The sequence below is a fragment of the Leucothrix mucor DSM 2157 genome (genome assembly GCF_000419525.1).
Lineage (GTDB): Bacteria > Pseudomonadota > Gammaproteobacteria > Thiotrichales > Thiotrichaceae > Leucothrix > Leucothrix mucor.
The window spans coordinates 1,213,671-1,239,892 of record NZ_ATTE01000001.1; the positions used below are offsets into that span (position 1 = coordinate 1,213,671).

General features: G+C 47.6%; 25 protein-coding genes and 2 pseudogenes. 21 read left to right on the forward strand and 6 right to left on the reverse strand.

Features of this window, described 5'->3' with window-relative positions:
• Positions 1 to 193: 193 nt before the first annotated feature.
• From prpF to LEUMU_RS0105415, 5 genes are all read left to right on the forward strand, one after another.
• The gene (gene prpF / locus LEUMU_RS0105395; RefSeq protein WP_022951253.1) at positions 194 to 1,372 is read left to right on the forward strand and encodes a 2-methylaconitate cis-trans isomerase PrpF; all 1,179 of its coding nucleotides are present in this window, start codon (positions 194 to 196) and stop codon (positions 1,370 to 1,372) included.
• Positions 1,369 to 2,817: a DUF3360 family protein gene (locus LEUMU_RS0105400; RefSeq protein ID WP_022951254.1), complete on the forward strand. Its 1,449-nt coding sequence runs from the start codon at positions 1,369 to 1,371 to the stop codon at positions 2,815 to 2,817. The genes prpF and LEUMU_RS0105400 overlap by 4 nt, the downstream gene beginning before the upstream one ends.
• 142 nt (positions 2,818 to 2,959) lie before the next feature.
• A complete protein-coding gene (locus tag LEUMU_RS0105405; RefSeq protein WP_022951255.1) occupies positions 2,960 to 3,235 on the forward strand; it encodes a CopG family ribbon-helix-helix protein in 276 nt (91 codons plus the stop codon).
• Positions 3,223 to 3,534: a type II toxin-antitoxin system RelE/ParE family toxin gene (locus LEUMU_RS0105410; protein WP_022951256.1), complete on the forward strand. Its 312-nt coding sequence runs from the start codon at positions 3,223 to 3,225 to the stop codon at positions 3,532 to 3,534. Before LEUMU_RS0105405 ends, LEUMU_RS0105410 begins: the two co-directional genes overlap by 13 nt.
• Before the next feature lie 80 nt (positions 3,535 to 3,614).
• Positions 3,615 to 3,875, forward strand: coding sequence for a type II toxin-antitoxin system prevent-host-death family antitoxin (locus LEUMU_RS0105415; RefSeq protein WP_022951257.1), 261 nt, complete (start codon positions 3,615 to 3,617; stop codon positions 3,873 to 3,875).
• A gap of 233 nt (positions 3,876 to 4,108) precedes the next feature.
• Here the strand turns inward: LEUMU_RS0105415 and LEUMU_RS24800 are convergent.
• The 3 genes and pseudogenes from LEUMU_RS24800 to LEUMU_RS24810 all read right to left on the reverse strand — a co-directional run.
• Positions 4,109 to 4,969, reverse strand: a pseudogene (locus tag LEUMU_RS24800) (IS256 family transposase); the annotation flags it as partial.
• A complete protein-coding gene (locus tag LEUMU_RS24805; protein WP_022951261.1) occupies positions 4,932 to 5,627 on the reverse strand; it encodes a DUF6444 domain-containing protein in 696 nt (231 codons plus the stop codon). The gene LEUMU_RS24805 and the pseudogene LEUMU_RS24800, both read right to left, overlap by 38 nt.
• Before the next feature lie 77 nt (positions 5,628 to 5,704).
• A pseudogene (locus LEUMU_RS24810) lies at positions 5,705 to 6,850 on the reverse strand (ATP-binding protein); the annotation flags it as partial.
• Positions 6,851 to 7,154: 304 nt separating this feature from the next.
• On the opposite strand from LEUMU_RS24810, the gene LEUMU_RS0105445 reads away from it, so the two are divergent.
• Positions 7,155 to 8,255 carry a WD40 repeat domain-containing protein gene (locus LEUMU_RS0105445; protein WP_169446373.1) on the forward strand — a complete coding sequence of 367 codons (1,101 nt, stop codon included), beginning with the start codon at positions 7,155 to 7,157 and terminating at the stop codon, positions 8,253 to 8,255.
• Positions 8,256 to 8,389: 134 nt separating this feature from the next.
• Complete coding sequence (locus tag LEUMU_RS0105450) at positions 8,390 to 8,845, forward strand: Uma2 family endonuclease (protein ID WP_022951264.1); 456 nt, start codon at positions 8,390 to 8,392, stop codon at positions 8,843 to 8,845.
• A 51-nt stretch (positions 8,846 to 8,896) separates the two neighbouring features.
• On the opposite strand, the gene vapC is transcribed toward LEUMU_RS0105450, so the two are convergent.
• Positions 8,897 to 9,295: a type II toxin-antitoxin system tRNA(fMet)-specific endonuclease VapC gene (vapC, locus tag LEUMU_RS0105455; protein ID WP_022951265.1), complete on the reverse strand. Its 399-nt coding sequence runs from the start codon at positions 9,293 to 9,295 to the stop codon at positions 8,897 to 8,899.
• Positions 9,292 to 9,567 carry a type II toxin-antitoxin system RelB/DinJ family antitoxin gene (locus LEUMU_RS27790; RefSeq protein ID WP_022951266.1) on the reverse strand — a complete coding sequence of 92 codons (276 nt, stop codon included), beginning with the start codon at positions 9,565 to 9,567 and terminating at the stop codon, positions 9,292 to 9,294. The genes vapC and LEUMU_RS27790 overlap by 4 nt, the downstream gene beginning before the upstream one ends.
• Positions 9,568 to 9,892: 325 nt before the next feature.
• Here LEUMU_RS27790 and LEUMU_RS0105465 point away from each other — a divergent pair, with 325 nt between their 5' ends.
• From LEUMU_RS0105465 to LEUMU_RS0105495, 7 genes are all read left to right on the forward strand, one after another.
• Complete coding sequence (locus LEUMU_RS0105465; protein ID WP_022951267.1) at positions 9,893 to 10,666, forward strand: class I SAM-dependent methyltransferase; 774 nt, start codon at positions 9,893 to 9,895, stop codon at positions 10,664 to 10,666.
• Between the two features lie 75 nt (positions 10,667 to 10,741).
• The gene (locus LEUMU_RS0105470; RefSeq protein WP_022951268.1) at positions 10,742 to 11,287 is read left to right on the forward strand and encodes a hypothetical protein; all 546 of its coding nucleotides are present in this window, start codon (positions 10,742 to 10,744) and stop codon (positions 11,285 to 11,287) included.
• Positions 11,288 to 11,449: 162 nt separating this feature from the next.
• Positions 11,450 to 12,049, forward strand: a complete 600-nt coding sequence (locus tag LEUMU_RS0105475; RefSeq protein WP_022951269.1) for a YitT family protein — start codon at positions 11,450 to 11,452, stop codon at positions 12,047 to 12,049.
• Positions 12,050 to 12,276: 227 nt separating this feature from the next.
• Entirely contained in the window at positions 12,277 to 12,819 is a 543-nt protein-coding gene (locus LEUMU_RS0105480; protein ID WP_022951270.1) for a GbsR/MarR family transcriptional regulator, read from the forward strand.
• A 35-nt stretch (positions 12,820 to 12,854) separates the two neighbouring features.
• The gene (locus tag LEUMU_RS0105485) at positions 12,855 to 14,240 is read left to right on the forward strand and encodes a cytochrome ubiquinol oxidase subunit I (protein WP_022951271.1); all 1,386 of its coding nucleotides are present in this window, start codon (positions 12,855 to 12,857) and stop codon (positions 14,238 to 14,240) included.
• Positions 14,237 to 15,250 carry a cytochrome d ubiquinol oxidase subunit II gene (gene cydB, locus LEUMU_RS0105490; RefSeq protein WP_022951272.1) on the forward strand — a complete coding sequence of 338 codons (1,014 nt, stop codon included), beginning with the start codon at positions 14,237 to 14,239 and terminating at the stop codon, positions 15,248 to 15,250. Before LEUMU_RS0105485 ends, cydB begins: the two co-directional genes overlap by 4 nt.
• A 212-nt stretch (positions 15,251 to 15,462) precedes the next feature.
• Positions 15,463 to 17,016: an ATP-binding protein gene (locus tag LEUMU_RS0105495; RefSeq protein ID WP_022951273.1), complete on the forward strand. Its 1,554-nt coding sequence runs from the start codon at positions 15,463 to 15,465 to the stop codon at positions 17,014 to 17,016.
• Here LEUMU_RS0105495 and LEUMU_RS0105500 read toward each other — a convergent pair.
• Complete coding sequence (locus tag LEUMU_RS0105500; protein WP_022951274.1) at positions 17,013 to 17,657, reverse strand: SOUL family heme-binding protein; 645 nt, start codon at positions 17,655 to 17,657, stop codon at positions 17,013 to 17,015. The genes LEUMU_RS0105495 and LEUMU_RS0105500 overlap by 4 nt on opposite strands.
• A gap of 290 nt (positions 17,658 to 17,947) precedes the next feature.
• Between LEUMU_RS0105500 and LEUMU_RS0105505 the strand changes: the two genes are divergently transcribed.
• From LEUMU_RS0105505 to LEUMU_RS0105535, 7 genes are all read left to right on the forward strand, one after another.
• Positions 17,948 to 19,357 carry a uracil-xanthine permease family protein gene (locus LEUMU_RS0105505; RefSeq protein ID WP_022951275.1) on the forward strand — a complete coding sequence of 470 codons (1,410 nt, stop codon included), beginning with the start codon at positions 17,948 to 17,950 and terminating at the stop codon, positions 19,355 to 19,357.
• A gap of 92 nt (positions 19,358 to 19,449) precedes the next feature.
• A complete protein-coding gene (locus tag LEUMU_RS0105510) occupies positions 19,450 to 20,709 on the forward strand; it encodes a DEAD/DEAH box helicase (protein WP_022951276.1) in 1,260 nt (419 codons plus the stop codon).
• A 34-nt stretch (positions 20,710 to 20,743) separates the two neighbouring features.
• Positions 20,744 to 21,322, forward strand: a complete 579-nt coding sequence (locus LEUMU_RS0105515; protein ID WP_022951277.1) for a pseudouridine synthase — start codon at positions 20,744 to 20,746, stop codon at positions 21,320 to 21,322.
• Between the two features lie 151 nt (positions 21,323 to 21,473).
• Entirely contained in the window at positions 21,474 to 22,127 is a 654-nt protein-coding gene (locus tag LEUMU_RS0105520) for a peroxiredoxin (protein ID WP_022951278.1), read from the forward strand.
• Between the two features lie 162 nt (positions 22,128 to 22,289).
• The gene (locus LEUMU_RS0105525; RefSeq protein WP_022951279.1) at positions 22,290 to 23,747 is read left to right on the forward strand and encodes an FAD-dependent oxidoreductase; all 1,458 of its coding nucleotides are present in this window, start codon (positions 22,290 to 22,292) and stop codon (positions 23,745 to 23,747) included.
• A 59-nt stretch (positions 23,748 to 23,806) separates the two neighbouring features.
• Complete coding sequence (locus LEUMU_RS0105530; protein ID WP_022951280.1) at positions 23,807 to 24,769, forward strand: NAD(P)-dependent alcohol dehydrogenase; 963 nt, start codon at positions 23,807 to 23,809, stop codon at positions 24,767 to 24,769.
• A gap of 103 nt (positions 24,770 to 24,872) precedes the next feature.
• Positions 24,873 to 26,108, forward strand: coding sequence for a multidrug effflux MFS transporter (locus LEUMU_RS0105535; RefSeq protein WP_022951281.1), 1,236 nt, complete (start codon positions 24,873 to 24,875; stop codon positions 26,106 to 26,108).
• Positions 26,109 to 26,222: the final 114 nt, after the last annotated feature.

Sequence of the window (26,222 nt, forward strand, 5' to 3'; positions counted from 1 at the left end):
TAAGGACTCAGTTCAAGATATACCAAAGCAACTTTTATGGGAGTGAGCCCAATCCTCGCACACCACCCATCTACCAGAACATTGTCTTGTGATTTGTTTTTTCGAAGTCCTTGCGAGCTCGCGAGTCGGCGTAGAAAACACAAATCACAAATCACAAGGCAATGTTTAATACCAATACCCCGGAGGTTTTCTTATGTCATTTGTTCCTCAGATCAAAATCCCAGCCACTTACATTCGTGGCGGAACCAGTAAAGGCGTTTTCTTTAACCTGACTGATCTACCGGAGGCGGCTCAGGTGCCGGGCGAGGCACGCGATAAGATTTTACTGCGCGTGATTGGTAGTCCCGATCCTTATGGCAAGCAAACCGATGGCATGGGCGGCGCGACCTCCAGCACCAGCAAGACGGTAATCTTATCCAAAAGCGAGCAAGCTGATCACGATGTGGATTACCTGTTTGGCCAAGTCTCGATTGATAAGCCGTTTGTAGACTGGAGCGGTAACTGCGGTAACTTAACCGCAGCCGTCGGTTCGTTTGCGATTAGCAATGGCTTGGTCGCGGCTGATCGCATTCCTGAAAACGGCATTGCTGTGGTGCGTATCTGGCAGAAGAATATCCAGAAAACCATTATCGCCAATGTGCCGATTACCAATGGCGAAGTACAGGAAACGGGCGACTTTGAACTGGATGGCGTGACCTTCCCAGCGGCGGAAGTGCAGGTCGCGTTTGTGAATCCGGTTGATGCCAGCGAAGCCATGTTCCCAACGGGTAACTTGGTGGATGATCTGGAAGTACCGGGTGTTGGCACCTTTAAAGCGACCATGATTAATGCTGGTATCCCGACCATATTCCTAAATGCCGATGCGATTGATTACACCGGCTGTGAGCTGCAGGAAGTGATTAATGGCGATGACAAAGCCTTGGCCATGTTTGAAACGATTCGTGCTTATGGTGCGGTAAAAATGGGGCTAATTAGCGATATTAGCGAGGCGGCAGCACGCCAGCATACGCCGAAAGTTGCCTTTGTGGGTAAGCCGAAAAGCTATGTGTCATCCAGTGGCAAGCAGATTAATGACAGTGATATTGATTTGAATGTGCGCGCTTTGTCGATGGGTAAATTACACCATGCGATGATGGGCACAGCCGCGGTAGCGATTGGAACCGCAGCGACGATTCCGGGAACCTTGGTGAACTTGGCAGCCGGTGGCGGCGAGCGCGATGCGGTGACCTTTGGACATCCATCCGGGACCTTGAAAGTCGGTGCAGAAGCCACAGAAGGCGAGAATGGCTGGACGGTGAATAAGGTCGTGATGAGCCGTAGCGCCAGAGTCTTGATGGAGGGCTGGGTGCGGATTCCCGGAGATGCATTTTGAGCTACGTAGAGAAGCATAAACCCAGTTCGTCGTTTAATACGCGCGAAGAGTACTTAGAACACGAACTGCAAATTATGGAGCCGAAACGCTGGCGTCCGAATTTACCGTTTAGAGATTATCGCTTTGAGATAGAAGACACGATACCAGCCATGGCGGGAACCATCGGTAAAGTCGTTATGGTGGGGGCAATCGCTGCCACCTTTGCCGGTCCGCTGGGGCTTAGCGATAGTTTTGTCTTAGAAAACGTGCGCTATGAACTGCTGATCGTATCCATCTTTATCATTCTGTTTTCAGGCTTTTTACTGCCGACGGCCAACTTGGCCGGTACCCATGGCCCGTTAATTCCATTGATCCCGATCGTGGTTGCCGCCGGTGGTCACCCGATGGCATTTGGATTGCTGATTGGTGCTTTTGGTTTGCTCCTCGCCATTACCAAGGGCGGGAGTATGCTGGCCAATCTCACCAGTAAGGGCGTGTGTGGTGGCTTGTTGCTCTACTTAGGCTTTATGGGCACGACCTCGCAGATTACCAAGCTGTTCGCGTGGGCAGAAGGCATCGGCATGACGCACATTGCCTTTGTCGTCATCCTTTGCACCATCGTGCTTTACGCGCTGCTTGAGCACTGGAAAAAGCGCTGGTTAGCCGTGCCACTGAGTTGCTTAATGGGTGGTACGCTGGCCTTTGCCATGGGCGCGCCTTTCGAGTTTAAAACAGGGCCGGGCTTCCCGAATATGAACCCTGCGTATTGGTGGGGTGACAATACCGGTTGGATGCTTGGCTTGCCGACGGTAGAAAGCTTTGTCGTGGTACTGCCGTTCGCGATTTTAGCCGTGGCCATGTGGTCGCCTGATTTCTTAGGGCATCAGGTTTTCCAAAAAATCAGCTACCCAGAGCGCACTGAAAAAGTACAGATGAACATCGACGACACCATGACCAGTGCATCGATTCGTCAAACCTTTGGCTCGCTATTAGGTGGCGCTAACTTTACCTCGTCATGGGGAACTTACATCGTCCCAGCGGCGATCGCTAAGCGTCCTATCCCTGCGGGGGCGTTACTCACAGCCTTATTTTGTATCATCGCTGGCCTGTGGGGTTACCCTATGGACTTGGCAATCTGGCAGCCTGTGCTGTGCGTCGCATTAGTGGTGGGTGTGTTTATCCCGTTGCTTGAAGCCGGAATGGAAATGACCCGCGTCGGTAAAACAACGCAGTCAGCGGCTATTGTGGTGTTTGCTTCGGCACTGGTTAATCCCGCTTTTGGTTGGTCGCTAACCATGCTGCTGGACAACCTTGGCTTGGTTGGCTGTAAAGAGCGTAGCTCGGAACTCAGCCATATGAGCCGCTGGATTATCCCGCTGGTTATGTTTGTTGTATTGACTAGCGTAATGGCTGCGGTGGGAATGTTGCCTGGTATACCGGCGCTGATTACTAGTTTTCGTCATTAGTAGAAGCTAGGGCGTTCAATGAAAAGCAGGTCAATGACGGTGTTGTTGATCTGCTTTTTTTGTTAAGACTAATGCTATCGCCAATCATATTTCTCAGTGCTATAGTGACTGGGTGTTACCTTTTAGTAAATGAGGCGTTTTCATGGCAACAACCTCCGTAAAATTGAATGATGAATTGGCAGATCGTCTTAAGCATCTGGCAGATCTAAAGCGCCGGACACCTCATTGGTTAATGGTTGAAGCTATCAATCGTTATATTGATCAAGAAGAAAAGCGTACAGCTTTGTATTCCGATGCAATGGAGTCCTGGCATGACTATGAGGAAACGGGTGAGCATGTTACCTGGGATGAAGCCCGAAGTTGGTTGCAAAGCTGGGGTACTGAGGATGAGCAGGAGCCGCCTAAGTGCCATCAATAAGATTATCAAAACAGGCGAGGGCTGATCTGCTTCGCTTGCGGCTATTTATTGCAGAGAAGAATCCGAGAGCGGCCCAAAGAGCCGCTGACAAAATTGTATCGGGTATCGACCAGCTTCTTACATTTCCGCTGCTTGGCCGTCCTTGTCCACCTGACTCGATGCCATCGGGGTTTCGGGAGCTGATTGTGGATTTTGGTAGCGATGGGTACATTATATTGTACCGAGTTGAGTTGGATGAAATTACCATCGTTGCAATGCGTCACCAGAGGGAGTCGGGTTTTGATCTACCTCAGGATTGATAGACTGGCTTTGTACTAACTCTATAGTTGCTACATTTTTTCATTATGTAGTAACTCTGATGCAGATAAAGGAGAAGCTTATGCAAATGACTAGCAGAGAATTTAATCAAGACCTGAGCCGCGCTAAGCGAAAAAGCCTGCTTGAGCCCATTATTATTACCGATCGTGGCGCGCCAAAGCACGTACTGATGAGCTACGAGGAATACCAATTAATAACTGCTAAAAAACCGCAAAGTGCATACGATTGGCTGTGTAGTTTAGAGCATGCTGATGTGGCTGATATTGATTTAGATATACCTGCCAGAAGCACAGCACAACGACCAGAAGTTGAGCTTGATTGATGTACTTACTAGATACCAATGTAATTTCTGAGATCAGAAAAGTCAGACAAAATAAAGCTGATAAGCGCGTCGTTGCATGGCTCAGTCGTGTGCAAAAAGAATCGCTATATACCAATGCCCGTGGTATTGATGGAGATTGAACGCGGTATATTGCGTATGGAGCACAAAGACCCGCAGCAAGCGGATCGTTTAAAAAATTGGTATCACGCGCGGCTGGACCCTGTAACAGCCAGTTAGTTAATATGCTTCTCGAGGCGTTCCTCGAACTCGATCATAAAACGACTCATCGCCTGACGCCAGTTCTGAATCGGCATGGTCCATTTCTTACTGGCGTCTTTGATCGCAAGATAGACCATTTTTCTGGCGGCATCATCGTTGGGGAATATTTTGCGTTTCTTAATCGCTTTGCGAATGACGCTGTTAAGTGACTCAATCGCATTGGTCGTGTAAATGGCTCTGCGGATATCCTCCGGGTAGATAAATAGCGTATTCAGATTCTGCCAATGAGCATGCCATGACTTGGTAATTTGTGGGTACTGGCTGTCCCAGACTTCCCCAAAGCGATCTAACTCTAACAAAGCTTCATCTTCTGTCGCAGCGCGATAGACACGCTTTAGATCCGCAGTCACCGCCTTGTAGTCTTTCCAGGAAACGTATCTCAGCGAGTTGCGCACCATGTGCACGATACAGAGTTGGATCTGGGTCTGCGGGAAGACCGTATTAATGGCATCGGGAAAGCCTTTAAGCCCGTCAACACAGGCGATGAGAATGTCTTCCACTCCGCGTTGCTGCAGTTCGGTGAGGACGCTTAACCAGAACTTGGCGCCTTCATTCTCAGCAATCCACAGGCCCATCAGTTCTTTCTGACCCTCAAGGTTAATGCCCAATGCGAGGAAAATGGATTTATTGATGACCCGTTTATCCTGGCGGATTTTCACCACCATACAGTCGAGATAGACAATCGGGTAAACCGCATCAAGCGGACGAGACTGCCACTCGATCACTTGCTCCATCACGCGGGAAACCAGCGTAGGCGAGATCTCAGCCCCGTACCACTCATCGAAGGCATTGACGATATCTCGCGTGCTCATGCCCTAACCAGGCATTGGCTTTTCCCTGTGCCTGACTAATCGCACCAATACTGAAATCCAGATGCCAACACTCAGACAAATACGCTTGTATCTGACGAATGGATAAATGAAATTGCCCACTCAGTTGAACAATGGTACTGACTAAACCCCCATCCATTTGCCCGCTGGGGACCCAATCCGGCAAGGTGGTCGTCAGCTCGCGCTGACAATTTGCACACTGTCCTGTAAAGAGCTGATGCTCTGTTACGCGATAACGCACTTCGGGCAAATCAAACACCTGATGACGATACGTGGGCTGAGCGTTTGGCGTCACAACGCCCCCACATTGGCAGCGTGAATGAGGAAAGTAGCGATGGATGGTATCGACCTGATCTTCCGGTAGCAGAGTACGCTCGTGTTTTTTATGCCCCGGTTGTGCTCCTTTGCTTCGGGATGACTTAGGCCGTTTCTTGCGCTGATGACGTTGTTCCGGAGAATCCGTTGAGGGGGCTTTAGAACTGTTACGAGAACTTGAGCCGTGCTGTGATTGCAAAGACTCAACGGCTGCTTTTAAGGCCGCTACTTCTGTTTGCAGAGCTTGATTGATCGCCACCAACTCACGAATGAGCTGTCTGGCCTCATCCAGCGAGGTAACGCTGTCTGCAATCTCACTGAGCTCCATTAAGTAATCATCCACAGTCAATTGAATGACTGAAAATCTATCACAATCAGGCGTAGAGCGCTAGTTTAGGCGTGAACGTGTACCTGCGCACGTTGTACCACCTGACTGGACTGATCTTTTACTAAAGCACTGAGCAAAGTGTCGTTGAGGCTCTGTCGTACCTCGTGGTTGGGATACCCCAAGGTATAAAAGTAATCGCCGCCTAGATTCTCGCGGTGTTTTATTGTCAAATAACCGGTTTGAAACAACAAGGCTTCAATCGTCATCTCATCCACATCAAAACTGGATAACATTGAACCGCTGCTAAACAAACTGTACAGCTTCAGACTGACGATTTGTCGCTGCATGAGTTGTTGAATTAAAAAGGTCGGTGTGCCGGTTTCAAACCAATACGCCCGGAACTCACGATTTTTGAACAGTTGCAGGATATCGAAGGGGTTATAGACGCCTTCACCCAGCCAGTTATAGCCGTTATACCAGTTGCGTATTTCCTGACGATCTAAGTCAAAGAGTTCTGCCGCAAACACGGTATCAATATCATGATCGGTGTAGCCACACAGCGTGGCAAAGCCCGGTGCAAGTGTCAGGTCGTAGAGATTGTTCAACCCCGAAAACAAACTGACTTTCGAGAACTTACTGACACCCGTTAAAAAGCTGAATTTGATATGGGCATCATAGTCTTTAATGGTGCTATAAAAGCCCCGCAAGAAATCCCGGTTATCGCGGGCAATCTCGGGCTTAGTCAATGCATCTAAAATGGGCTTGTCGTATTCGTCGATGAGGATCACCACCGACTGCTTGGTCTTGGCGGTCACTTTCTCAATCAAATCCGCAAACCGACTCCCAACATCTTCAAATTGTTGTTTAACAGAAAATGTTGCTTCCAGTGTCGTCAGTTGTTGGTGTAAGGATTGTTGGAGTGCATTGGTGTCGGCATAGTTCTTACGTCCAAAACTAAAGCGTATGACCGGATATTGAACCGACCAGTCCCATTGATCATGCACTGCTAATCCCTGAAAGAGTGCTTCATTGCCTTCAAACAGTTCTTTTAGGGTGTCCAGAAACAGGCTTTTCCCAAAGCGGCGGGGTCGGGAAAGGAAGTAATGCGTACCACCCTCAATGAGATTTACTGCGAGCTGTGTTTTGTCCACATAGTAATAGCCTCCTTCACGGATCTTTCGGAAAGTTTGTACACCAATGGGGAGCTTTTTACGTGGATTCATGATGTGCTTGTAAGCGCCTTTGCTGATTGACTCTGGATAAATCAAAGGATAACACAGCTGTGCTCAAGTCGGTCTGTTCAAGCGCTTAGTACTCTCACAAGAAAATCCATAGCGATTGATAGATTACTGTACTAAACTTTTTGTCATCACAATAATCTCATTGTTGCGAATATTAGTTAAGTTTTTATGACTATTTCAGGAGTGCATCATGTGCCACAGCGCTTATAGATCATACCGTTTTTCTAAGTATAAACCGTCCTACACTACCTTTCTCGTCACGTTTTGTTTAATGCTTGCGTTTGCAATGACAACAACCGATGAAGCCAAGGCCAGTGAGTCACTATCAAACTATCCTTCAACAGAGACGCGTGGGGAAACCTCTCATACACCGCTCGATGCAGCTCTTCAGCGTTCGTTAGCGCTGTTATCTGAAGGCAACAAGCAAACAATCGAGTTACCGGACATCAATAGCAACGTTGCGTTTATTGCTTATCGACCCGATGGAAAACTCATTGTCATCAAAGACAATAACATTGTGTACTTACTGGACCCTAAGTCGAAAAAAATCATTCACCAAAAGCGATATCAGCAGGCTATAAACCAATTTGCCGTAAATTCTGATCGTACCTTACTCGCGCTGGGATTGAGTGGCGGAAGTATTCGTCTAATCGATACCGGCTCATGGAAAGAAACCGCGACCATTCAGAAGCAAGATCACGTGGAGGAGGTCACGGCGCTGGCCTTTAATCACGATTCTAGCATCCTTGCGATTGGGCAAAAGATGGACTTTTTCCGGTATTACAGGGTAGCGCTCTGGAATACTGCCTCGGGTGAAGCAATCACTACCGCGAGATTAGGCAGTAGGGTCGAGACGATGGCCTTTCGGAAGGACAGCCGTTTTTTGGCACTTGGCTTAGAAAGGTGGGAGGCAGAGGGTATGTGGGATATGGTGACGCATGGTTCTACCATTGAATTATGGGATACCCGCGAGCCAGAGGCCAATCTCAAGAGTGAATACGTCATGACCTTAGGCGTAAAAAAGATCCTTGTGACTCCAGACGGGCAAGATCTGGTCGTGGGTGTTAGGGGCTTATCTGATAGCGACTTCTCCAGTGAGATTGCCCGGTGGACGCTTAACGGTGAAAATCTCCAGCGAAAGTTGTTAAGCAATGAGTACAAAGGCCTTATTCGTGATATGCATTACTCTCCGAATAAACAGTTCATCGCTGTGGCCTACAGTGATCAAAACATTCGTCTATTGATAAGCCACACGCTACAAGAATTGTTCTCGTTTAATATAGGCACTGATATCCGTTCACTTGCTTACAGTCCTGACGGAAATTACATCGCGATTAATGACGAAAAAGGCAGTGTGGCTATTTGGGATGTTCCTTCGTTTGATTAGTGACGAGGCAGGTCCGCGCCGTTATGATGGGGAAGCCTATTGAAATAAAATCCGGCGCTACTTAAGAATTGAAGCAGGGCATTTTTACCTGTTTCATGTAAAATCGTAGTTATAACGGTAATTAGGAGATGATCATGGAATGGCAGCAAGTCGTAGAGAATCCTTTTCTAAAAGACCTACCCTTCAAAATAGAACTGAATAAGTGGGGGAAAATTCTCATGAGTCCCGCGAGCAATAATCACGGGAACCTTCAGTATGAAGTTGCAAAAAAGCTTGATAATGGTAAGCAGTCTGGAAAGCTTATTATGGAGTGCTCAATCAAAACACCTGAGGGTGTAAAGGTTGCGGATGTAGCGTGGGCTTCTGATGCATTTATAGCAGAGTATGGATTTAAAACGCCTTATAATGTTGCGCCAGAAATCTGTGTAGAGGTCGTTATTCCTTCTAACTCTGATGGGGAAATGCAAGAAAAAATCAAACTATACCTTGAGCAAGGCGCTAAAGAAGTATGGTTGTGTGATCAGGATGGCGACCTATCATTCTATTCTTTAGAAGGGAAACTGAATCAGTCTAAAGAAATTAGTTTATAAAAATCGAGCACTGGTTATAGGATTGACACAGAATTCTGAACACTACCCTTTTTATACCCAATTCTCCAGCTTAAGCCCATTTACTCGCTCAAACTCTTTCGTGTTATTAGTAACGAGAGTAATGCCGCGACGCTTTGTCTGTCCAGCTATTTGCAAATCATAAGGCCCAATTATTCGTCCTTCTTTCGCTAGATCTGCACGTATATAGCCAGCAACTAAAGCATCCTGATTATCGAATGTCAGCGTCTCGTAGAGCGAGAAGAAATCAATCGCGGTTTGAGCGTTGCGCTCCGGAAATTGACTCTTAGCTGCGCCATACATCATTTCAAAAAATGCGATGGAAGATAAGCAAATATCCGTTGGGGGAAGTGCCTCAAGTCGTTGAATCACAGATTCAGGCTTTCTTTTAATTAAATAAATACAGATATTGGTATCTAGCAGATATTTCACTCGAAGGCGTCCTCACGCTTTTGCTGAGGTGGTTGCTCGCGTCCATCAGACATAAAGTCGTCGCTGAATCCAGCCAGAATAGCGCGTAACTCCTTTTTCTCATTACGTTTTTCTGACAATTGTACAGGAAATGGCAAACCGTTTTTTTCCACAATCATGCAAGTGAACATATTGACGGCTTCAGAAAAATTCATGCCGAGACGAGATAAAATTTGCTTTGCTTCATTGAGTGATTCTTCCTCAATGCGAAGGCTGGTTTGTATTTTTGACATTGGATCATCTCCTTTTTTTTGTATATTCATAGTATACCATTTGGTATTCAAAATAGAAGATAATTGATAATGATGCCTAGGGGTGGCTGTCAGCGCCATTCAGTACGATCTAGCATTGGTCACATCTAATATTAAAGATTTTGACCATACCAATTTATGTGTTTTTAATCTCTTTGAAGCTTTATGATGTTCCCTATTTTTAAGGCCATATGTTAAGATAAAAAGAGACGAATAGTCTTTAAAATATTCTCTTTAACAATGAGAGTACCCATCATGAGTGTCCTGAAAAGCTCCAAAGAAGCCGCTTAAACCGAGAGTATTAACGATGACTGATGTCAAAACCTCTAAAGACTCTATGAAGAGCTTCGCTGACATATGGGACCAGCAAGTGCGTCACTTATGGCCAGAATCGTACCCAGAGTCACTATCCAATGAGTTTAAGAAACTCAACGTTAGCAGCATTTTGGACTGCGCTGGTGGTACAGGCTACCCAGCCATTGAGCTTAAACAGATGGGGTGGGATGTCAGCTATTCAGATGGCTCTGAAGTACTAACTTCACTCTTCAAGAAGCGTATTGAAGCGAGTGATATAGACATCCCAAACTACCTGTCTCGCTGGGAAAGTCTGACTCAACACATACCAAAAACCTACGATGCACTTATGTGTTCAGGCAACTCATTTATCACCATTAACACTTATGATAATGATCTCCCCTTCAATAATATTGAAATAGAGCGAAACATGCAGCAGGCGGTGAATGAGTTTTATAAAATGCTAAACACCAATGGCGTTTTATATATCGACCTGTTCAACGAAAGTTATGCATTTCCTAAGGAGACTCTTAACGTTAGCTCAAAGAGTGATACGCACCAAATAGTAACGACAGTTGACTATGACCCTGTTAAGAACCTTCGTACTAGTCTCACAACAACCACTTCGATTCTCAATGGTTCAGAGGAAAAGCTGGCGTCTAAATTTATCCCTATTCATTCCAAAGAGTTGATTCGACTTCTCAAAGAGGCTGGCTTTTCAAGGGTAGAGTACGCAGCAACTGATGACGCTGATTATGTTGACAGCTTTTTTGCATTTAAAGACTAAACACACCTAATATCAATATTAAATGGCGCTAGATGAGCTGCGGTTGAAGTAGCTCATTAGCCATCCGAGGAGTCTATGAAAAAGATCGCTTTGTTACTACTTTTAAACCTTGTTATGCAGCCTGCAATGGCTGCAAGTATTTATGGCTTGGAGCTCGCGCCTCAATCTAAGCGTGAGAACCATCTGGAACACATGTTTTCCTTATTTGAGCAGTTCTGTTTAGGTCAGCCTTCGCAAGACGTTGCCAGAAAAAATCTTGAGGATAGTGGGCGCTTTGAACTGGCGAAAGAGTATGCGGATGTATATGAGGAGCATTATGAAAGTCTAAGCTATGCGGTGAGCCCAGACTCAGATAATTGCACCGTCGATGTCAAACTAGAATATGAAGAGGGAAGACTTCTATTGTCGGATGAAGATGTGCAGCGTGGTATGAGCCAGTTAGCACAATACCGATTATTCAAGAAGGAGATAACAACGAGAGCAGGGGATAACGCAAAGCAGGTGCTTATTGCTGAATCTACGTATTACTCGGATAATAAAGAGAAAAATAAAATCGAGCTGGATTATCCCTTAGATAATCAAGATTCTTACTTTATGACGCTGGCTTATTTTTACGAGTAACCATGATCTTCTACTTACAATTTAACGTCGGTAAGGGCTTCAATCTAAGCACCAGCTTTAGTTTATAAAAACCGAACACTGGTTTAGATATAGTCATACGTTGCCACCGCATCAACATGAGACCATTAGCCCACGTCATTCTAAGTTAAAGAGAGCAGAGCTATGGAACACCACACAAGTCAGGAAGATTGGATTGCGATCCTGATAGGCACATTCCTAACCGCTCAGGGGGTGTATTTTTTACAGTCGGCGGAGCTATTGATCGGTGGTGTTGCAGGGCTAACTTTGATACTGGCGAAGGTCACTTCGATTTCCTTTGGTACCTTGTTCTTTTTGATCAATTGTCCTTTCTATTTCATGGCGTGGAAGCGCTTCGGTAAACAGTTCGCCATTCGCAGCATTGTCTCTGGCGCGTTGGTATCGATCTTCACCGATAATATTGGCAAGTTTGTTCAGATCAGCACGGTCTATGATGCTTACTCTGCCATTCTCGGAGGTCTGCTGATTGGGCTAGGTATGTTGATCCTATTCAGGCATCGCTCCAGCCTCGGCGGCTTCAATATATTGTGCCTGATCATTCAGGATAAAACCGGAATCTCGGTTGGTAAAACTCAGCTGGCAATTGACAGCGCGATTCTAATCCTCTCGCTGTTCTTTGTGACGCCAGGGGTCATTCTGTATTCAATCCTTGGCGCGATGGTGCTTAATTTAATACTGGCGATGAACCATAAGCCGAATCGTTACATCGTCACTTACGGCTAGCAGGGGGCCGGCTGATAGTCGGCTCACCCTCCGTCATACTTAGTAGGCTAAACCTCATATTGCACCGACCAATCATTAGCTATTGGTCGGTTCTCCACGCGACACACCCACATCAATTCCCACAATTTTCCCTTCTGACTGGCCTACAGATCTAGTGGTTTCTTTATTGCCAATACTGTTTGTTCTAAAGTTTCAATAATTTCTGAAACTTTAGGCGACTACATAAAATGAAAATGACTGAGATGACTCAAAGCTTTGTTCTGCACTTTGGTGAAATGGGTAACCGCTGGGGGTTTAACCGCACTGTCGGGCAAATTCTCGGGCTGCTTATCGTCAATGAGGAGCTGTTAAATGCGGAGAATATCGCAGAGGCGCTGAGTATCTCGCGCGGCAATGTGAGCATGGGGCTTAAAGAGTTGCAGTCTTGGCGCTTGATCAAACCCGTCCATATCCAGGGTGATCGCAAGGAGTATTACAAGCCGATGGCGGATATCTGGACGATGGCCTTAACCGTGATGGAAGAACGCCGTAAGCGTGAGATTGACCCAACGCTGACGGTGTTGCGCAGTGCCTTATTGGAAGAGCCTAGCAGCACTAAAGATGAATATGCGCAGACGCGAATCAGAGAGTTGCATGACTTACTGGAGCAGGCAACCACATGGTCCAACGAATTTCAAAATATGTCACCCGAAAACCTTGAGCGCTTAGTCAAGCTCGGTACGGGGGTCGGCAAAGTGTTAGATATCAAAGATAAGTTACTCAAGAAGTAACCACAGAATTCAATTACTAATAGGAAGCTTACGTTATGGAACTCGATACACTGATGCTATCGCGGATACAGTTTGCGGCTAATATCAGCTTTCACATTCTGTTTCCCACCATCACCATTGCCATGTGTTGGTTTTTGGTTTATTTCAAAGTTCGCCATGAAATCTCCGGCGAACCGGTCTGGATGCGGGTTTATCGCTTCTGGGTCAAAGTGTTTGCGCTCACCTTCGCACTGGGTGTGGTGAGTGGTATTACCATGTCGTTTCAGTTTGGTACTAACTGGCCGGGCTTTATGGAAACGGTCGGTAATATTGCAGGGCCGCTACTGGGTTATGAGGTGTTAACCGCCTTCTTCCTTGAGGCGACGTTCCTCGGTGTCATGCTGTTTGGAATGGATCGCATCTCTAGTAAGTTGCACACCTTCTCGACCATTATGGTGGCGATTGGAACCACATTCTCCGCATTTTGGATCTTGGCACTTAACTCATGGATGCATACGCCAACGGGCTTTGAAATGCGCGATGGCGTGGCATTTCCGGTGGATTGGTGGGCGATCATTTTTAATCCATCATTCCCGTACCGTTTGAGTCACATGCTGCTGGCATCTGCGTTAACCGCGTCATTCTTTATCGCGGGGACTTCAGCGTATCGTTTGCTCAAAGGCGATACCAAGCGTGCGCCTAGAGTGGCTTTAAAAACCGGTCTGCTCACCGCGGCGTTGATCATTCCACTGCAAATCTTTGTGGGTGATATGCACGGCTTAAATACGCTGGAACATCAGCCTCAGAAAGTCGCAGCCATGGAAGGGCATTGGGAAACTAAGAAGGGTGTACCACTTGTACTGTTTGGGATTCCAAATGAAGAAACCCGCAGTAACGACTATGAGGTGTCTATTCCCAAGCTGACCAGCTTAATTCTGACGCATGATTTGAATGGTGAGGTACAAGGCTTAAATGAGTTTGAAGGCAACCACCCGCCGGTAAAGCCTGTGTTCTTTAGCTTTAGAGTCATGATCGGAACCGGTTTGCTGATGCTTCTTGTTTCGTGGGCCGGGGTCTATACCTTGCGCAAGAAAAAGGAGTTACCACGCTGGATGCTCCGTGTGGTCTTAGCGATGACCTTCTCGGGTTGGGTCGCCACCTTAGCCGGTTGGTATGTGACCGAAACCGGCCGTCAGCCTTGGTTAGTCACGGGGATTTTAATGACAGCGGATGCTGTCACGCCCATTGCGGCGAGTCATGTTGGCTTTACCTTGGCGATGTATTGCACGGTGTATGTGGTGCTGATGTGGGCTTATATCCATACCTTAATTTCGATGGCTAAACGCGCTGTTGAAGTCAAAGAGTATGCGGCGAATGAAAGCCCACGCTGGTCTAAAATTGATAATACAAATGCAGGCAAAAACGAAGGAGTAGCACAATGAGTGAGATGACTTATGCAGAGTGGCTCCCAGTCATTTTTGTGGGGCTAATGGGCTTTTCGGTTTTAGTCTATGCCATTTTAGATGGCTACGATCTTGGAGTCGGTTTGCTACTGCCTCAAGGCAAAGCGCACGAGGCGCAGCGGGATGTAATGATCTCGTCTATTGGTCCGTTTTGGGATGCTAATGAGACGTGGCTAGTATTGGCGATTGGTTTGTTGCTAATCGCCTTTCCGGCAGCTCACAGTATCGTGCTCTTTGAGTTGTATATTCCCGCCTCATTAATGCTGGTGGGCTTGATTATGCGAGGGGTTGCGTTCGACTTTAGAGCCAAAGCGGCAGTCAGTCATAAAGCCGCTTGGGATAAGGTGTTTATGCTGGGATCTTTGGCGACCACGCTGACTCAAGGCTATATGCTAGGGCAGTATGTGCTGGGCTTTGATGAGAGCACGGCGGCGATTCTATTTAGCCTGCTGAGTGGCGTGTGTGTGACGGCGGCTTATTCGTATATCGGCGCGGCATGGCTGATTATGAAAACAGACGGTGAACTACAGAAGCGTTCGATACGGTTGGCACGTTACTCTGGCTGGGCGACTTTTATGGGGGTTATTTCAGTATCGCTGGTGAATGCGTGGATCAATCCCGATGTGTTTGACCGTTGGTTTGATTTCCCGTTGGTGATGTTTTCATTATTAATACCTATGTTAACGATCTTAAGCTTTGTGTTTAACGACATGCTGCTGAAGCGCTTACCGAAAGCCAATGATCGCCACTGTTGGGTGCCATTTGTGTTTGTGGTGCTGATTTTTATACTGAGCTTTAGTGGGTTGGCGTTTAGCTTCTTTCCGGAGATTGTTCCGGGTCGTTTGGATATTTGGGAAGCGGCGAGTGCGACTGAGTCGTTAGGCTTTATTTTGTATGGCGCGGTGATTGTTATCCCAGTGATCTTGTTCTACACGATATTCTCGTATCGGGTGTTTCATGGGAAGGCGACTACGCTTAAGTATTATTAGTGTTTTGGGTTTGGGTGTAGCGCTCTTTGTTGATGCTAACGAAGGGCGCTGTACTGTAATATTTATTACTGTAAGAATTGTTACACTAATTAAATGGAACGCTATAAAGGCTAGCTACACTTAGCCAAGCTAAGTACAGGGATATTAAGCGCGCCTGTGTGCAATAGTCCGTGGTAAACTGAGCCTACTAAGTTTAAGGCTTCACTGCAGATATGGTACAACGAAAACAGCTCCCGATTGGCATCCAAACGTTCTCTAAAATACGTCAGGGCCAGTATTATTATGTTGATAAAACGGCACTGGCTTTGTCGTTAATCAATAACGGGACGCATTACTTTTTATCGCGTCCTCGGCGGTTTGGTAAGAGCTTGTTTCTGGATACCCTCAAGGAGTTGTTTGAGGGTAATGAGGCATTATTTCAGGGGCTGGACATCCATCCGAACTGGGATTGGTCAATCAAATATCCAGTTCTGCGTCTAACCTTCGGCAGTGGCAATTTCACCCTTGAGGAAAGCCTGCAACAACAAGTTGAAGAGCAGCTGAGTAGTCTGGAGAAAGCGGCGAATTTCAAGCCGGATAGCATCTCCTGCGCTGGCCGGTTTAAAGAGTTGATCAGTCATGTTGAGCAGCGGGCTGGCCAATCGGTTGTGATACTGATTGATGAGTACGACAAGCCTATTTTAGATGCGATTAATCAGCCAGAGGTTGCTCGTAAAAATCGTGATTTCTTGCGTGGCTTTTACAGTACGATTAAAGATTACGATGCGCATATCAAGTTTAGTTTTTTGACTGGGGTCAGTAAGTTTTCCAAAGTGAGCCTGTTTTCGGGCTTAAATAACTTGAATGATATCACTTTAGATTCTCGCTATTCGACCATTTGTGGGTATACGGATCATGATATTGATACGGTATTTTCAACGGAAATAGAGGGCTTGGACCGTCAGGAAATCAAGGAGTGGTATAACGGTTATAACTGGCTGGGAGAGGGGGTTTATAATCCGTTTGATATTTTAAAGTTATTCGATAATCGCGCTTTCAGGAACTACTGGTTTGAAACCGGAACACCGACCTTTTTGGTCGACCTGATTAGCCAGCAGCAAGTTGCCACGCCAAACCTTGCAACCCGCTTTAGCGATGACACTTTGCTGTCCAGCTTTGATCTGGAACACATGCCGATTGAAGCGGTAATGTTTCAAACCGGTTACCTGACCATCAAAAGCACACAAAACCTGGGCGGTAGTTACTTCTATCAATTGGGCTACCCGAATAAAGAGGTGTACCAGAGCTTAAACAATAGCTTGCTACAGTATCTCACTCAAAACTCCGATGCCCAAGTCACTCAGCGAATGAGTCTTTACGCATTACTAATGGCGAATGATTTCGATGGGCTCAAGCGGCTTTTCCATAGCTTCTTCGCCAGCATTCCTTACCAATGGTATTCAAAGAATGAGATTCAGAATTATGAAGGCTACTACGCCAGCGTGTTCTATTCCTACTTTGCCGCGCTGGGCTTGGATGTCACGGTAGAAGACAGCACCAATTTAGGTCGTATTGATATGACGCTTAAATTCAACCAGCAGGTGTATATTTTTGAGTTTAAGGTGGTTGAACTGGTGCCTGAAGGCAATGCCTTGCAACAAATTAAAGACAAGGCATATGCCGATAAATACCACCACTTAGGTCAAGCAATTCATATGATTGGCGTGGAGTTTAGTAAGGACAATCGGAATATCGTCGGGTTTGAGGTGGAGAGGGCGGGCTGCTAATAAGCAACCATCACCTCATTACGACGAAATAGCGGTATAGTCCAAGGTGGGTCATAACGCGATAACTCCGGTTTTCCTGTCGGCGTGATGTTCTTAGTCGCCAACCACTTCTCCAAACTTGCCGTCATATTCGCCACTTTTTGTGGCCCTGCAAGCCCTGAAAAACGAATCACCGCATAGTTCTGCTTCGGTATTTCCCTAAGCGTCACCTCTGAGTTATTTGGCTTAGGCAGCGTTGCCATGGTGTATTTGCTCGGCATCACAAAGTGAACACGCCATTGGCTATCGCCTTGCTGCATCATGACGGGTGCAGTCATGCTGATTTTCTCCGAGCCACTGGGTTCCATCGTCACCGGCGTCGTCATACTGATCTTTTCAGCATCACCTTGCTGAGAGGTATTCCCACCAAAGATATAGCCAGCAATCATTTTAAATCCCTTATTGGACGCCTGTTTCATACTGCCTGAAACGGTCACCTCAGCGATGATTTTCGGCTCGTAGGCGCGCAACTCAAATGCGCCAGATTTTTCAATAACAGAATAAGTTGGTTCTTCGATGGCAGCCATAGATGCTCCGGTGTAAAGGATGGATATCAGCCCCAGAAGCAACCCTGATTTAACTTTTGCGAATAATTTTTTCATGTGCGTAGCTCCTGATAAGACTAAATACAATTGTTGTATGTCGAGAAGCTTTGCATAGGGGGTGTGAAAGAAACGTGAAGGCGACTAATTTTTTTATCGCTGACTATTTAAGACCATTGAGCACTGTTGCGGTGCATCAATTCAGTAGAAAGTGTTGGATGTGTTATTTAAGTCATTGAATAGCGGTATAAAAATATTATCTGAGGTGGCATGTATTTTGCATTGAATAATATACAGGGCGACGAACGGCGTGTAGCCCCAACATTTTAATTCACAAAAGGAATACCCCAATGTCAGAAGAAAATAAATCCTCCGGTCTGGTGTATCAACTCGATGATGTGCCAGCACCTGGCCCCAGTATGTTGGCAGCCACTCAGCATATTTTGGCGGCCATCGTCGGCATCGTAACACCAACACTGATCATTGGTGGCGTACTTGGTCTGGGGGAACACGTTCCTTACCTGATCGCTATGGCCTTATTCGTCTCCGGAGTCGCAACCTTCATTCAGTGCAAAACCATCGGTCCGGTTGGCTCGGGCTTGCTCAGTTTGCAGGGTACCAGTTTTGCCTTTCTTGGTTCATTGCTGGCCGCCGGTTTTGAGGTGAAGGCGCGTGGAGGAACCCCCGAAGACATATTAGCCATGCTATTCGGTCTGTCGCTGTTTGGTTGTCTGGTCGAAATCATATTGAGCCAGTTTGTTCATAAGCTCCGTAAGGTCATTACCCCTGTGGTTACCGGTATTGTCATCACGGTAATCGGGCTGAGTTTAATCAAGGTGGGCTTCACGGATTTTGCCGGTGGTGCACAGGCCGGTGAGACGCTGGGCGCATTGCCGAATCTGTTTTTGGGCTTTTTGGTGGTTGTTTCGATTCTGGTATTAAGCTTCTCTCGTAGCCCGATGGTTAGAATTTCTGCGATCATGATTGGTCTAGTCATTGGCTTTGTCGTGGCTGCCATGATGGGTAAAGTTGACTTTTCATCCGTGGGCAATGCACAGCTGTTGGCAATCCCTGTGCCATTCAAGTTCGGCATCGATTTTGATTTCTTCCTGTTTATCCCGGTTGCATTTATCTACCTGGTAACCGCGATTGAAACCAGTGGTGACTTAACGGCAAACTCGGTTATTTCCGGGCAGCCGGTTGAAGGGGATCTCTACCTGAAGCGCATTAAAGGCGGCATCTTAGGTGATGGTATCAACTCCGGTATCGCGGCAATCTTCAATACCTTCCCCAACACGACCTTTTCACAAAACAATGGTGTGATTCAAATGACCGGCGTTGCCAGCCGTCACGTTGGTTTATATATCGCCGGAATTTTGGTGGTTATGGGCTTCTTCCCCATCATCGGATCTTTGTTTATGTTGATTCCTAAGCCAGTGTTGGGCGGGGCAACGGTTGTGTTGTTCGGTACCATTGCAGTAGCCGGAATCAGGATATTGGCGACTCAGCATATCGGCCGTCGCAGTGCTTATATTATGGCGATTTCGTTTGGCTTAGGCTTGGGCGTCACGCTGGTGCCAAATGCGACTCAGCATCTGCCGGACTTTATTAAGCAGGTTGTTGCTACTCCAATTACCTTGGCAGGGTTGTCAGCCATTATTCTTTCATTAGTATTGCCGGAAGAAACGCCTGCGGCAGTGCCAGCCGTTGAAACGGTTGATACAGTTGATGTAGGAGAGAAGCTCTCTAGTGTTAATTAAGGGCTTTTTACGGTGTTAAGCCCTATGCCAGGCGGGCACATTCAGGCATAGTCATTCCTTGTAGATGAATCAATCCCAAGGAATGTTTACCAATGTCATTTGGCGCTTTAGGCTTGTGCGATGAGCTGTTAAAAACCGTGACCGAGCAAGGCTACACAACGCCATCTCCCATACAGGCGGAAGCGATTCCGGCAGTGCTTAGCCAGCGTGATGTGATGGCAATTGCCCGCACCGGCACGGGCAAAACTGCGGGCTTTACGCTGCCGATGTTGCAGTTGTTATCCGCTGGCCCAAGTGCGCAACCTTCGCAGGTGCGTGCCTTGGTCATTGCGCCGACCCGCGAGCTGGCGGCTCAAGTTGCAAGCAATGTTCAAACTTACAGCCGCCATTTAACACTGCGCTCTGCGGTGGTGTATGGCGGAGTAAGAATTGAGGAACAGATCGCTCAGTTGCAAGGCGGTTTGGATGTGCTGGTTGCCACGCCTGGCCGCTTGCTGGACCTTTATGATCGAGAGGCGATTAACTTCGATAATCTCGAGGTCTTGGTATTGGATGAAGCCGATCGCATGTTGGATTTGGGCTTTATTGACGATATCCGCCGCATCCAAACGCTACTGCCAGCCAAGCGTCAAACTTTGATGTTTTCAGCGACGCTCTCCAAAGCCATCAAAGCGCTGGTTAAAGGCATGTTAAAGGATCCGCTGGTGATTGAAGTGACTGCTGCAAACAGCACCGGCGACACAATCAAGCAGACCCTGCATCCGGTCGATAAAGTGCGCAAGACTGAGGCGCTGATTCATCTAATCAAAAAGAATAAATGGCATCAAGTGTTGGTGTTTACCCGTACCCGTCGTGGTGCCGATGAATTGTCGCAGCAGCTGATTGATGCGGATATTAGTGCCGAGTCAATCCATTCAAACCGAAGCCAGCATGCGCGTACTGCCGCGTTAGAAGGCTTTAGAAATGGTGAGATTGCCGTGCTGGTTGCTACGGATATTGCTGCTCGCGGCCTTGATGTAAGCCAACTCCCTTATGTGATTAACGTGGATCTTCCCTATGTGCCGGAGGATTATGTGCACCGTATTGGCCGTACCGGTCGGGCGGGTACGTCTGGTTTGGCCGTTTCATTGGTCAGTTTGGATGAGTCGAAGCAATTACAGTCGATTGAGCGGATGCTTGGCCGTCAGTTTAAGCGGGAGATTATTCCGGGCTTTGAGCCGACTGAGAAACCACCGGAAGTGCCATCGGATGATGAATGGGGTAATTTTGAAGCCGGCCCTAAACCCACCAAAGGCCGAGGGCGTGGACGTGGTCGCGAAAGAGCCAAAGGACGACCCAAAGCCCGCAAGTGAAACACTCTAAACTCAAGGCACACCGAACACCCAAATGAATACTCCAAGCAACGACTCAAAAAACCTATTAGCACTCAATAAACCGAAGGGCTATGTAGTCACGCGCTCAGATGAACTCGGGCGAAAAACAGTTTATGACCTGCTGCCCGATTGGGTATTTGATAATAGCTGGATGCCGATCGGACGCCTTGATCTGGAGTCTAAAGGTCTACTGCTATTTACCCATGACGGCCAGTTTGGCAATGCGCTCACCCAGCCCGGAAAATGCATTAAGGTGTACGAGATCTGGGTGAGGGGGCATGTCACTGACGAACACATTGCCATGGCGATGAGCGGCGTTGAGAATAAAGGTGAATTGCTCAAAGCGCTTAGCGTCGAGGTGAAAGGTTTTGGCGGTGCGAAAACCAAGCTTCAGGTGAGGATTGATGAAGGAAAAAATCGGCATATCCGCCGTCTGTTTGGCTCGCTGAAAGACCCCAAGTTTGGAACGCCATTAAAGGTGTTGGATTTGAAGCGAATCAGCATTGGCAGTTTTGATCTGGACCTTGAGTCCGGCAAGTGGCGCTATCTGTCACAGGCAGAAGAATCGCTATTGATGAAAAATCTTGCTTAGAAAGCTGCCATAAATCCGTCGGCGATTTCACTCAGGTTGTTCGAAAGTGAAGATATTTTCAGACCTCACGCTGTTTTGATATATATCAATGAGTTCCCAGTCGTTCAACGTAAACTCTACTCCACACAAACAACAACTGAGAAATGCAATCATGAGTATTCGTATTAACGATATCGCACCTGACTTCACTGTAGATTCAACGGCAGGCGAACTAAACCTCCACACATGGATTGGCGAGAGCTATGCCATTCTGTTTTCACACCCAAAAGACTTCACACCAGTGTGTACCACTGAGTTCGGTGCAGTTGCACAGCTAGTGCCTGAGTTTGCTAAGCGCAACACCAAGGTCATGGGCGTTTCAGTAGATAACGTTGAAGAGCACATGAAGTGGAAGCGCGACATTGAGTCTTTCTCTGGTGCGCCAGCGGATTTCCCAATCATCGACGATACGTCTTTGTTGGTTTCTAAACTGTACGATATGCTGCCTGCTGATGCGTATCTTGAGAGTGGCCGCACACCAGCTGATAGCGCAACTGTGCGTACTGTGTTCATCATTGGTCCAGATAAGAAAGTGCGTTTGACCATGTCTTATCCGATGGCGGTTGGTCGTAACTTTGCTGAGATTTTACGTGCTTTGGATGCGATTCAAATCACTGATGGTGCGTCCATTGCGACACCAGCAAACTGGGTACCTGGTCAGGATGTGATCGTTGGTCTGGGCTTGAACGATGAGCAGGCGAAAGAGAAGTTCGGCGAAGTAAATATCGAACTGCCTTACCTGCGTTTTGTTAAAGCGCCTAAGTAATCAAGCGTCAGCTCGATTAACTTGATCCGGCACCGCCTTGGTTGTATTCAATCAAGGCGGTGTTTTTGTTTCCGATCTACCTTCGTTGCTCCAATCCCCATAATGATAGGCAAGCTCCCCAAAGGGCGTTAAAATCAGCCTAAATAACCGGGACGTAAAAAATTGGACAATGAAAAGACCAGCTGGGCGGCCTGTCCGGCATGTCAGGGGCGCGGCAAAAAAAGTAAAAAACTCCGCAAGAAAGTACGGCTTAGCTACCAACGAGCGCTAGAAGCCTTTGCCCAATCTAATAGTGAAGGAGAGCCTCCGGTTCGTCCTATCGGTCATCTTGATTCCTGTTTGAATTGCGCCGGTTCCGGTTTAATTCCAGCGACTAATCCTCCTGTTGTCGATACTGAAAACTATCCACATGTGGCCATTATTGGTGGCGGTATTGGTGGTGTAGCGCTGGCAGTAGCCTGCTTACATCGCGGTATTCCTTTTACTTTGTATGAGCGTGATAGCGGCTTTAATGCGCGCTCGCAGGGCTATGGCCTTACCTTGCAGCAAGCCAGTAAAGCGATCGAAGGATTAGGTGTTTTCTCGCTGGCAGATGGCGTGGTTTCAACCCGGCATGTGGTACACACAACCGATGGGAAAGTGATTGGTGAGTGGGGTATCCGCAAGTGGGTGGAGTCCGATATAAAAGCCTCGGTAAAGCGCACCAATGTGCATATCTCACGACAGGCTCTGCGCTTAGCATTGCTTGAGCAGCTTGGCGGTGATGATGCGGTGCAGTGGGGGCATCAGTTAGTTGATTTTAAAGAGAGCCAATCTGAAGGTAATGGCCAAGCCGTTGATCTGAGCTTTCAGGTAAATGGTGAGCTAAAGCATGCCAAGGCGGATTTGGTGGTGGGTGCGGATGGCATTCGCAGCTCAGTACGGCGCTTGCTAATCGATGAGGAAGTTAGCCCCTTACGTTACTTAGGCTGCATTGTGATCTTGGGTATTTGCCCGCTAGCGGCGCTGGATGGGCTTGAAAGTGAGCTGCTGGACTCGGCCACCGTTTTTCAAACTGCCAATGGCCATGAACGTATTTATATGATGCCTTATGACGCGGATTCAGTCATGTGGCAGCTGAGCTTTCCAATGCCTGAAGACGAGGCGAAAGCATTGAGTGCGCAAGGCGTTAAAGCATTAAAGGCGGAGGCCTGCCGTAGAACGCAATGGCATGATCCCATTCCTCAGATTATGGCGGCAACCTCGGAAGCGCAAGTCTCTGGCTATCCCGTGTATGACCGCGAGTTGCTGAAGGCTGAGTTATTGGAGCAGGGTTCTAAAGTCACGTTAATCGGCGATGCAGCACACCCCATGAGTCCGTTTAAAGGGCAAGGCGCGAATCAGGCCTTGTTAGATGCGCTGGCACTGGCGCGTAGCATCTCTAAAAATTGCGGCCCGTTCTCAAAATGGAAAGAGCAGGGCATCAGGGCGAGCGTATTAACTGAGTTTGAATCCGAAATGTTAGCGCGCAGTGCGACGAAGGTTAAGGATTCCGCCGAGGCCGCGCAGTTCCTTCATTCTGAAATTGTGTTATATGAAGGGGATGAGCCACGAGGGCGCTGTCTTAAGGATATCGTCTAAGGTCAGATGATCATGAGTTGGCCTGTTTAAGTGTCGACTCCCAAAGGAGCACAGTATCTATGGAAGCGATCGCATGGACTAATTACGGCAGCCCTGAGGTGCTTAAGCTGATCGAGCTTGAAAAGCCTGCTCCCAAAAAAGACGAAGTGCTTATAAAAATACACGCCTCCAGCGTAACCGCCGGTGATTGTCGGCTGCGCGCGTTTAAGGTGCCAATCGGTTTTTGGCTACCGACTCGTTTGGTCTTTGGTTTGACCAAGCCAAGAAACAAAATCTCAGGGATGGATGTATCGGGCGAGATCGAATCCGTTGGGAGTGAGGTGACGTTGTTTAAACCCGGTGACCTGGTCTACGGCACTACGGGTATGAAGCTAGGCGCGAATGCGGAATATACCTGTTTATCCGAAAGCGCCGCGCTGGTCGCCAAGCCAAGTAACAGCAACCACCAACAAGCCGCCGCCGTGATTTTTGGCGGCATGACTGCAATCCATTTCCTTAAAGAAAAAGCCAATCTTCAGTGTGGTCAAAAGGTGCTAATTAACGGAGCATCGGGTGCGGTTGGCACGGCGGCCATCCAGCTGGCCAACTACCTTGGTGCAGAAGTCACCACGGTGTGTAGCACAGCCAATATTGACTTAGTTAAATCCTTAGGTGCAACAACCGTTATCGACTACACCCAAGATGACGTGACCCAGCAAAATGAAACTTACGATGTGATTCTCGATACGGTCGGCAATCTCAGCTTTGATCAGTGTAAACAGCAGCTAACAGAGCAGGGGAAAGCCATTCTAATCAATACTGGGTTGCTTACTAACTTATCCTCTTTATTCAGAGGCAACCTGATTTGCGGTGTGGCTGCGGAAACCAAAGAAAATCTTAACTTTTTGCGTGCGCTCGTTGAAGCTGGAGATATTAAAGCGGTGATCGACAGAAGTTATCCTTTGGAACAAACGGCAGAGGCGCATCGTTATGTCGATACGGGCCGTAAAAAGGGAAACGTTGTCATCGATTGCACGGCTTAATCAAGGGTGAGGTACGTATTGCATCAGGGGGATATCGGTCTATATACTGTCTCGCCCAATGTGCCGAGTCTGACGACCCGACCCCAGATTGAGTAATATTGTCATGAGCACGCTGCCCAAATCCCGTTTCTTACACCAGAACACGCCACCCTCAATTGGCACGATGGTTGCGCTGGTTGCCGTCGCCTCCATTCCGTTGAATATCTTCCTACCGTCATTGCCTGCTATGGCGAAATACTTTGAGACGCCGTACTCGGTGATGCAGTTTGCGGTGACGGGCTTTCTGGTGCTCACTGGTTTGCTGCAATTGGTGATCGGGCCATTATCCGACCGCTTTGGTCGACGTCCTGTGTTATTGGTTGCCTTGCTGATTTTCATTCTGGCCTCGGCGGGGGCCTCCATTGCCACCAGCTTTAATGAGTTTATGTTTTACCGCTTGATACAGTCGGTGGTGGTAGCAGGCACGGCAATCTCGCGAGCCTCAGTACGCGATATGGTCGGGCGCGATAAAGCCGCCAGTATGATCGGATATATCACCATGGGCATGGCGCTGGCGCCTATGCTCACGCCGCCATTGGGTGGCTACCTCGGTGCAACCTTTGGCTGGCAGTCCAATTTTTATGTGTTAACCGGCTGCGGCATTTTGGTGTTCGCCTTGACCTTTTTTGACTACGGCGAAACCAATCTGAAGCGCACGGCCAATTTTACGCAGCAGTTTAAAGCCTATCCTGCGCTGCTCATGTCGCGGCGCTTTTGGGGCTATTCCTTAACGACGGCATTTTCCGCCGCTTGCTACTTTGCTTATCTTGGCGGTGCGCCTTATGTGGGGTCGGTGGTGTATCACTTAGGGCCGGAGCAGATTGGTTTGTACCTGGTGTTTACTCCAATGGGTTACATCATGGGGAACTTTATTAGTGGTCGTTATTCCCGCGTGCTGGGGCTGGAGAAGATGCTGATTATCGGCTGCTCGCTGGTGCTGGTACCAATGCTCACGTGTTTGGCTGTGATCCTGTCGGGTGTTTCTCATCCGCTTGGATTTTACCTGTTTACCTTCTCCATTGGTTTGGGCAATGGCATGGTGCTGCCCAATGCTACGGCGGGGTTACTGGATGTAAACCCCAGCTTGGCAGGCTCAGCCTCTGGCTTAGGTGGGGCGATATTAACCTTTGGTGGGGCGGCATTTTCAGCAACGGCTGGGTTCTTGCTGACTGAAACGTCGGGTGCTTTGCCATTGGTGTTGTGCATTGTAGTGGCAAGTGCGTGTGCCTTATCGGTAGCATTATTTACGGTGCGAGTGGAGCGACAGGTTAGGGCAGAAGAAGAGCTGACTAGTCAGTAACTGCTACTATTAAAATAGGCCATTATTTAGTAACAGGTTCCTAAGTAATTCATGCAATGTATTGATTAGAGGTTGGCTTTGGCTCACAGAGCGCAACCTCTAATTAATCAGAAT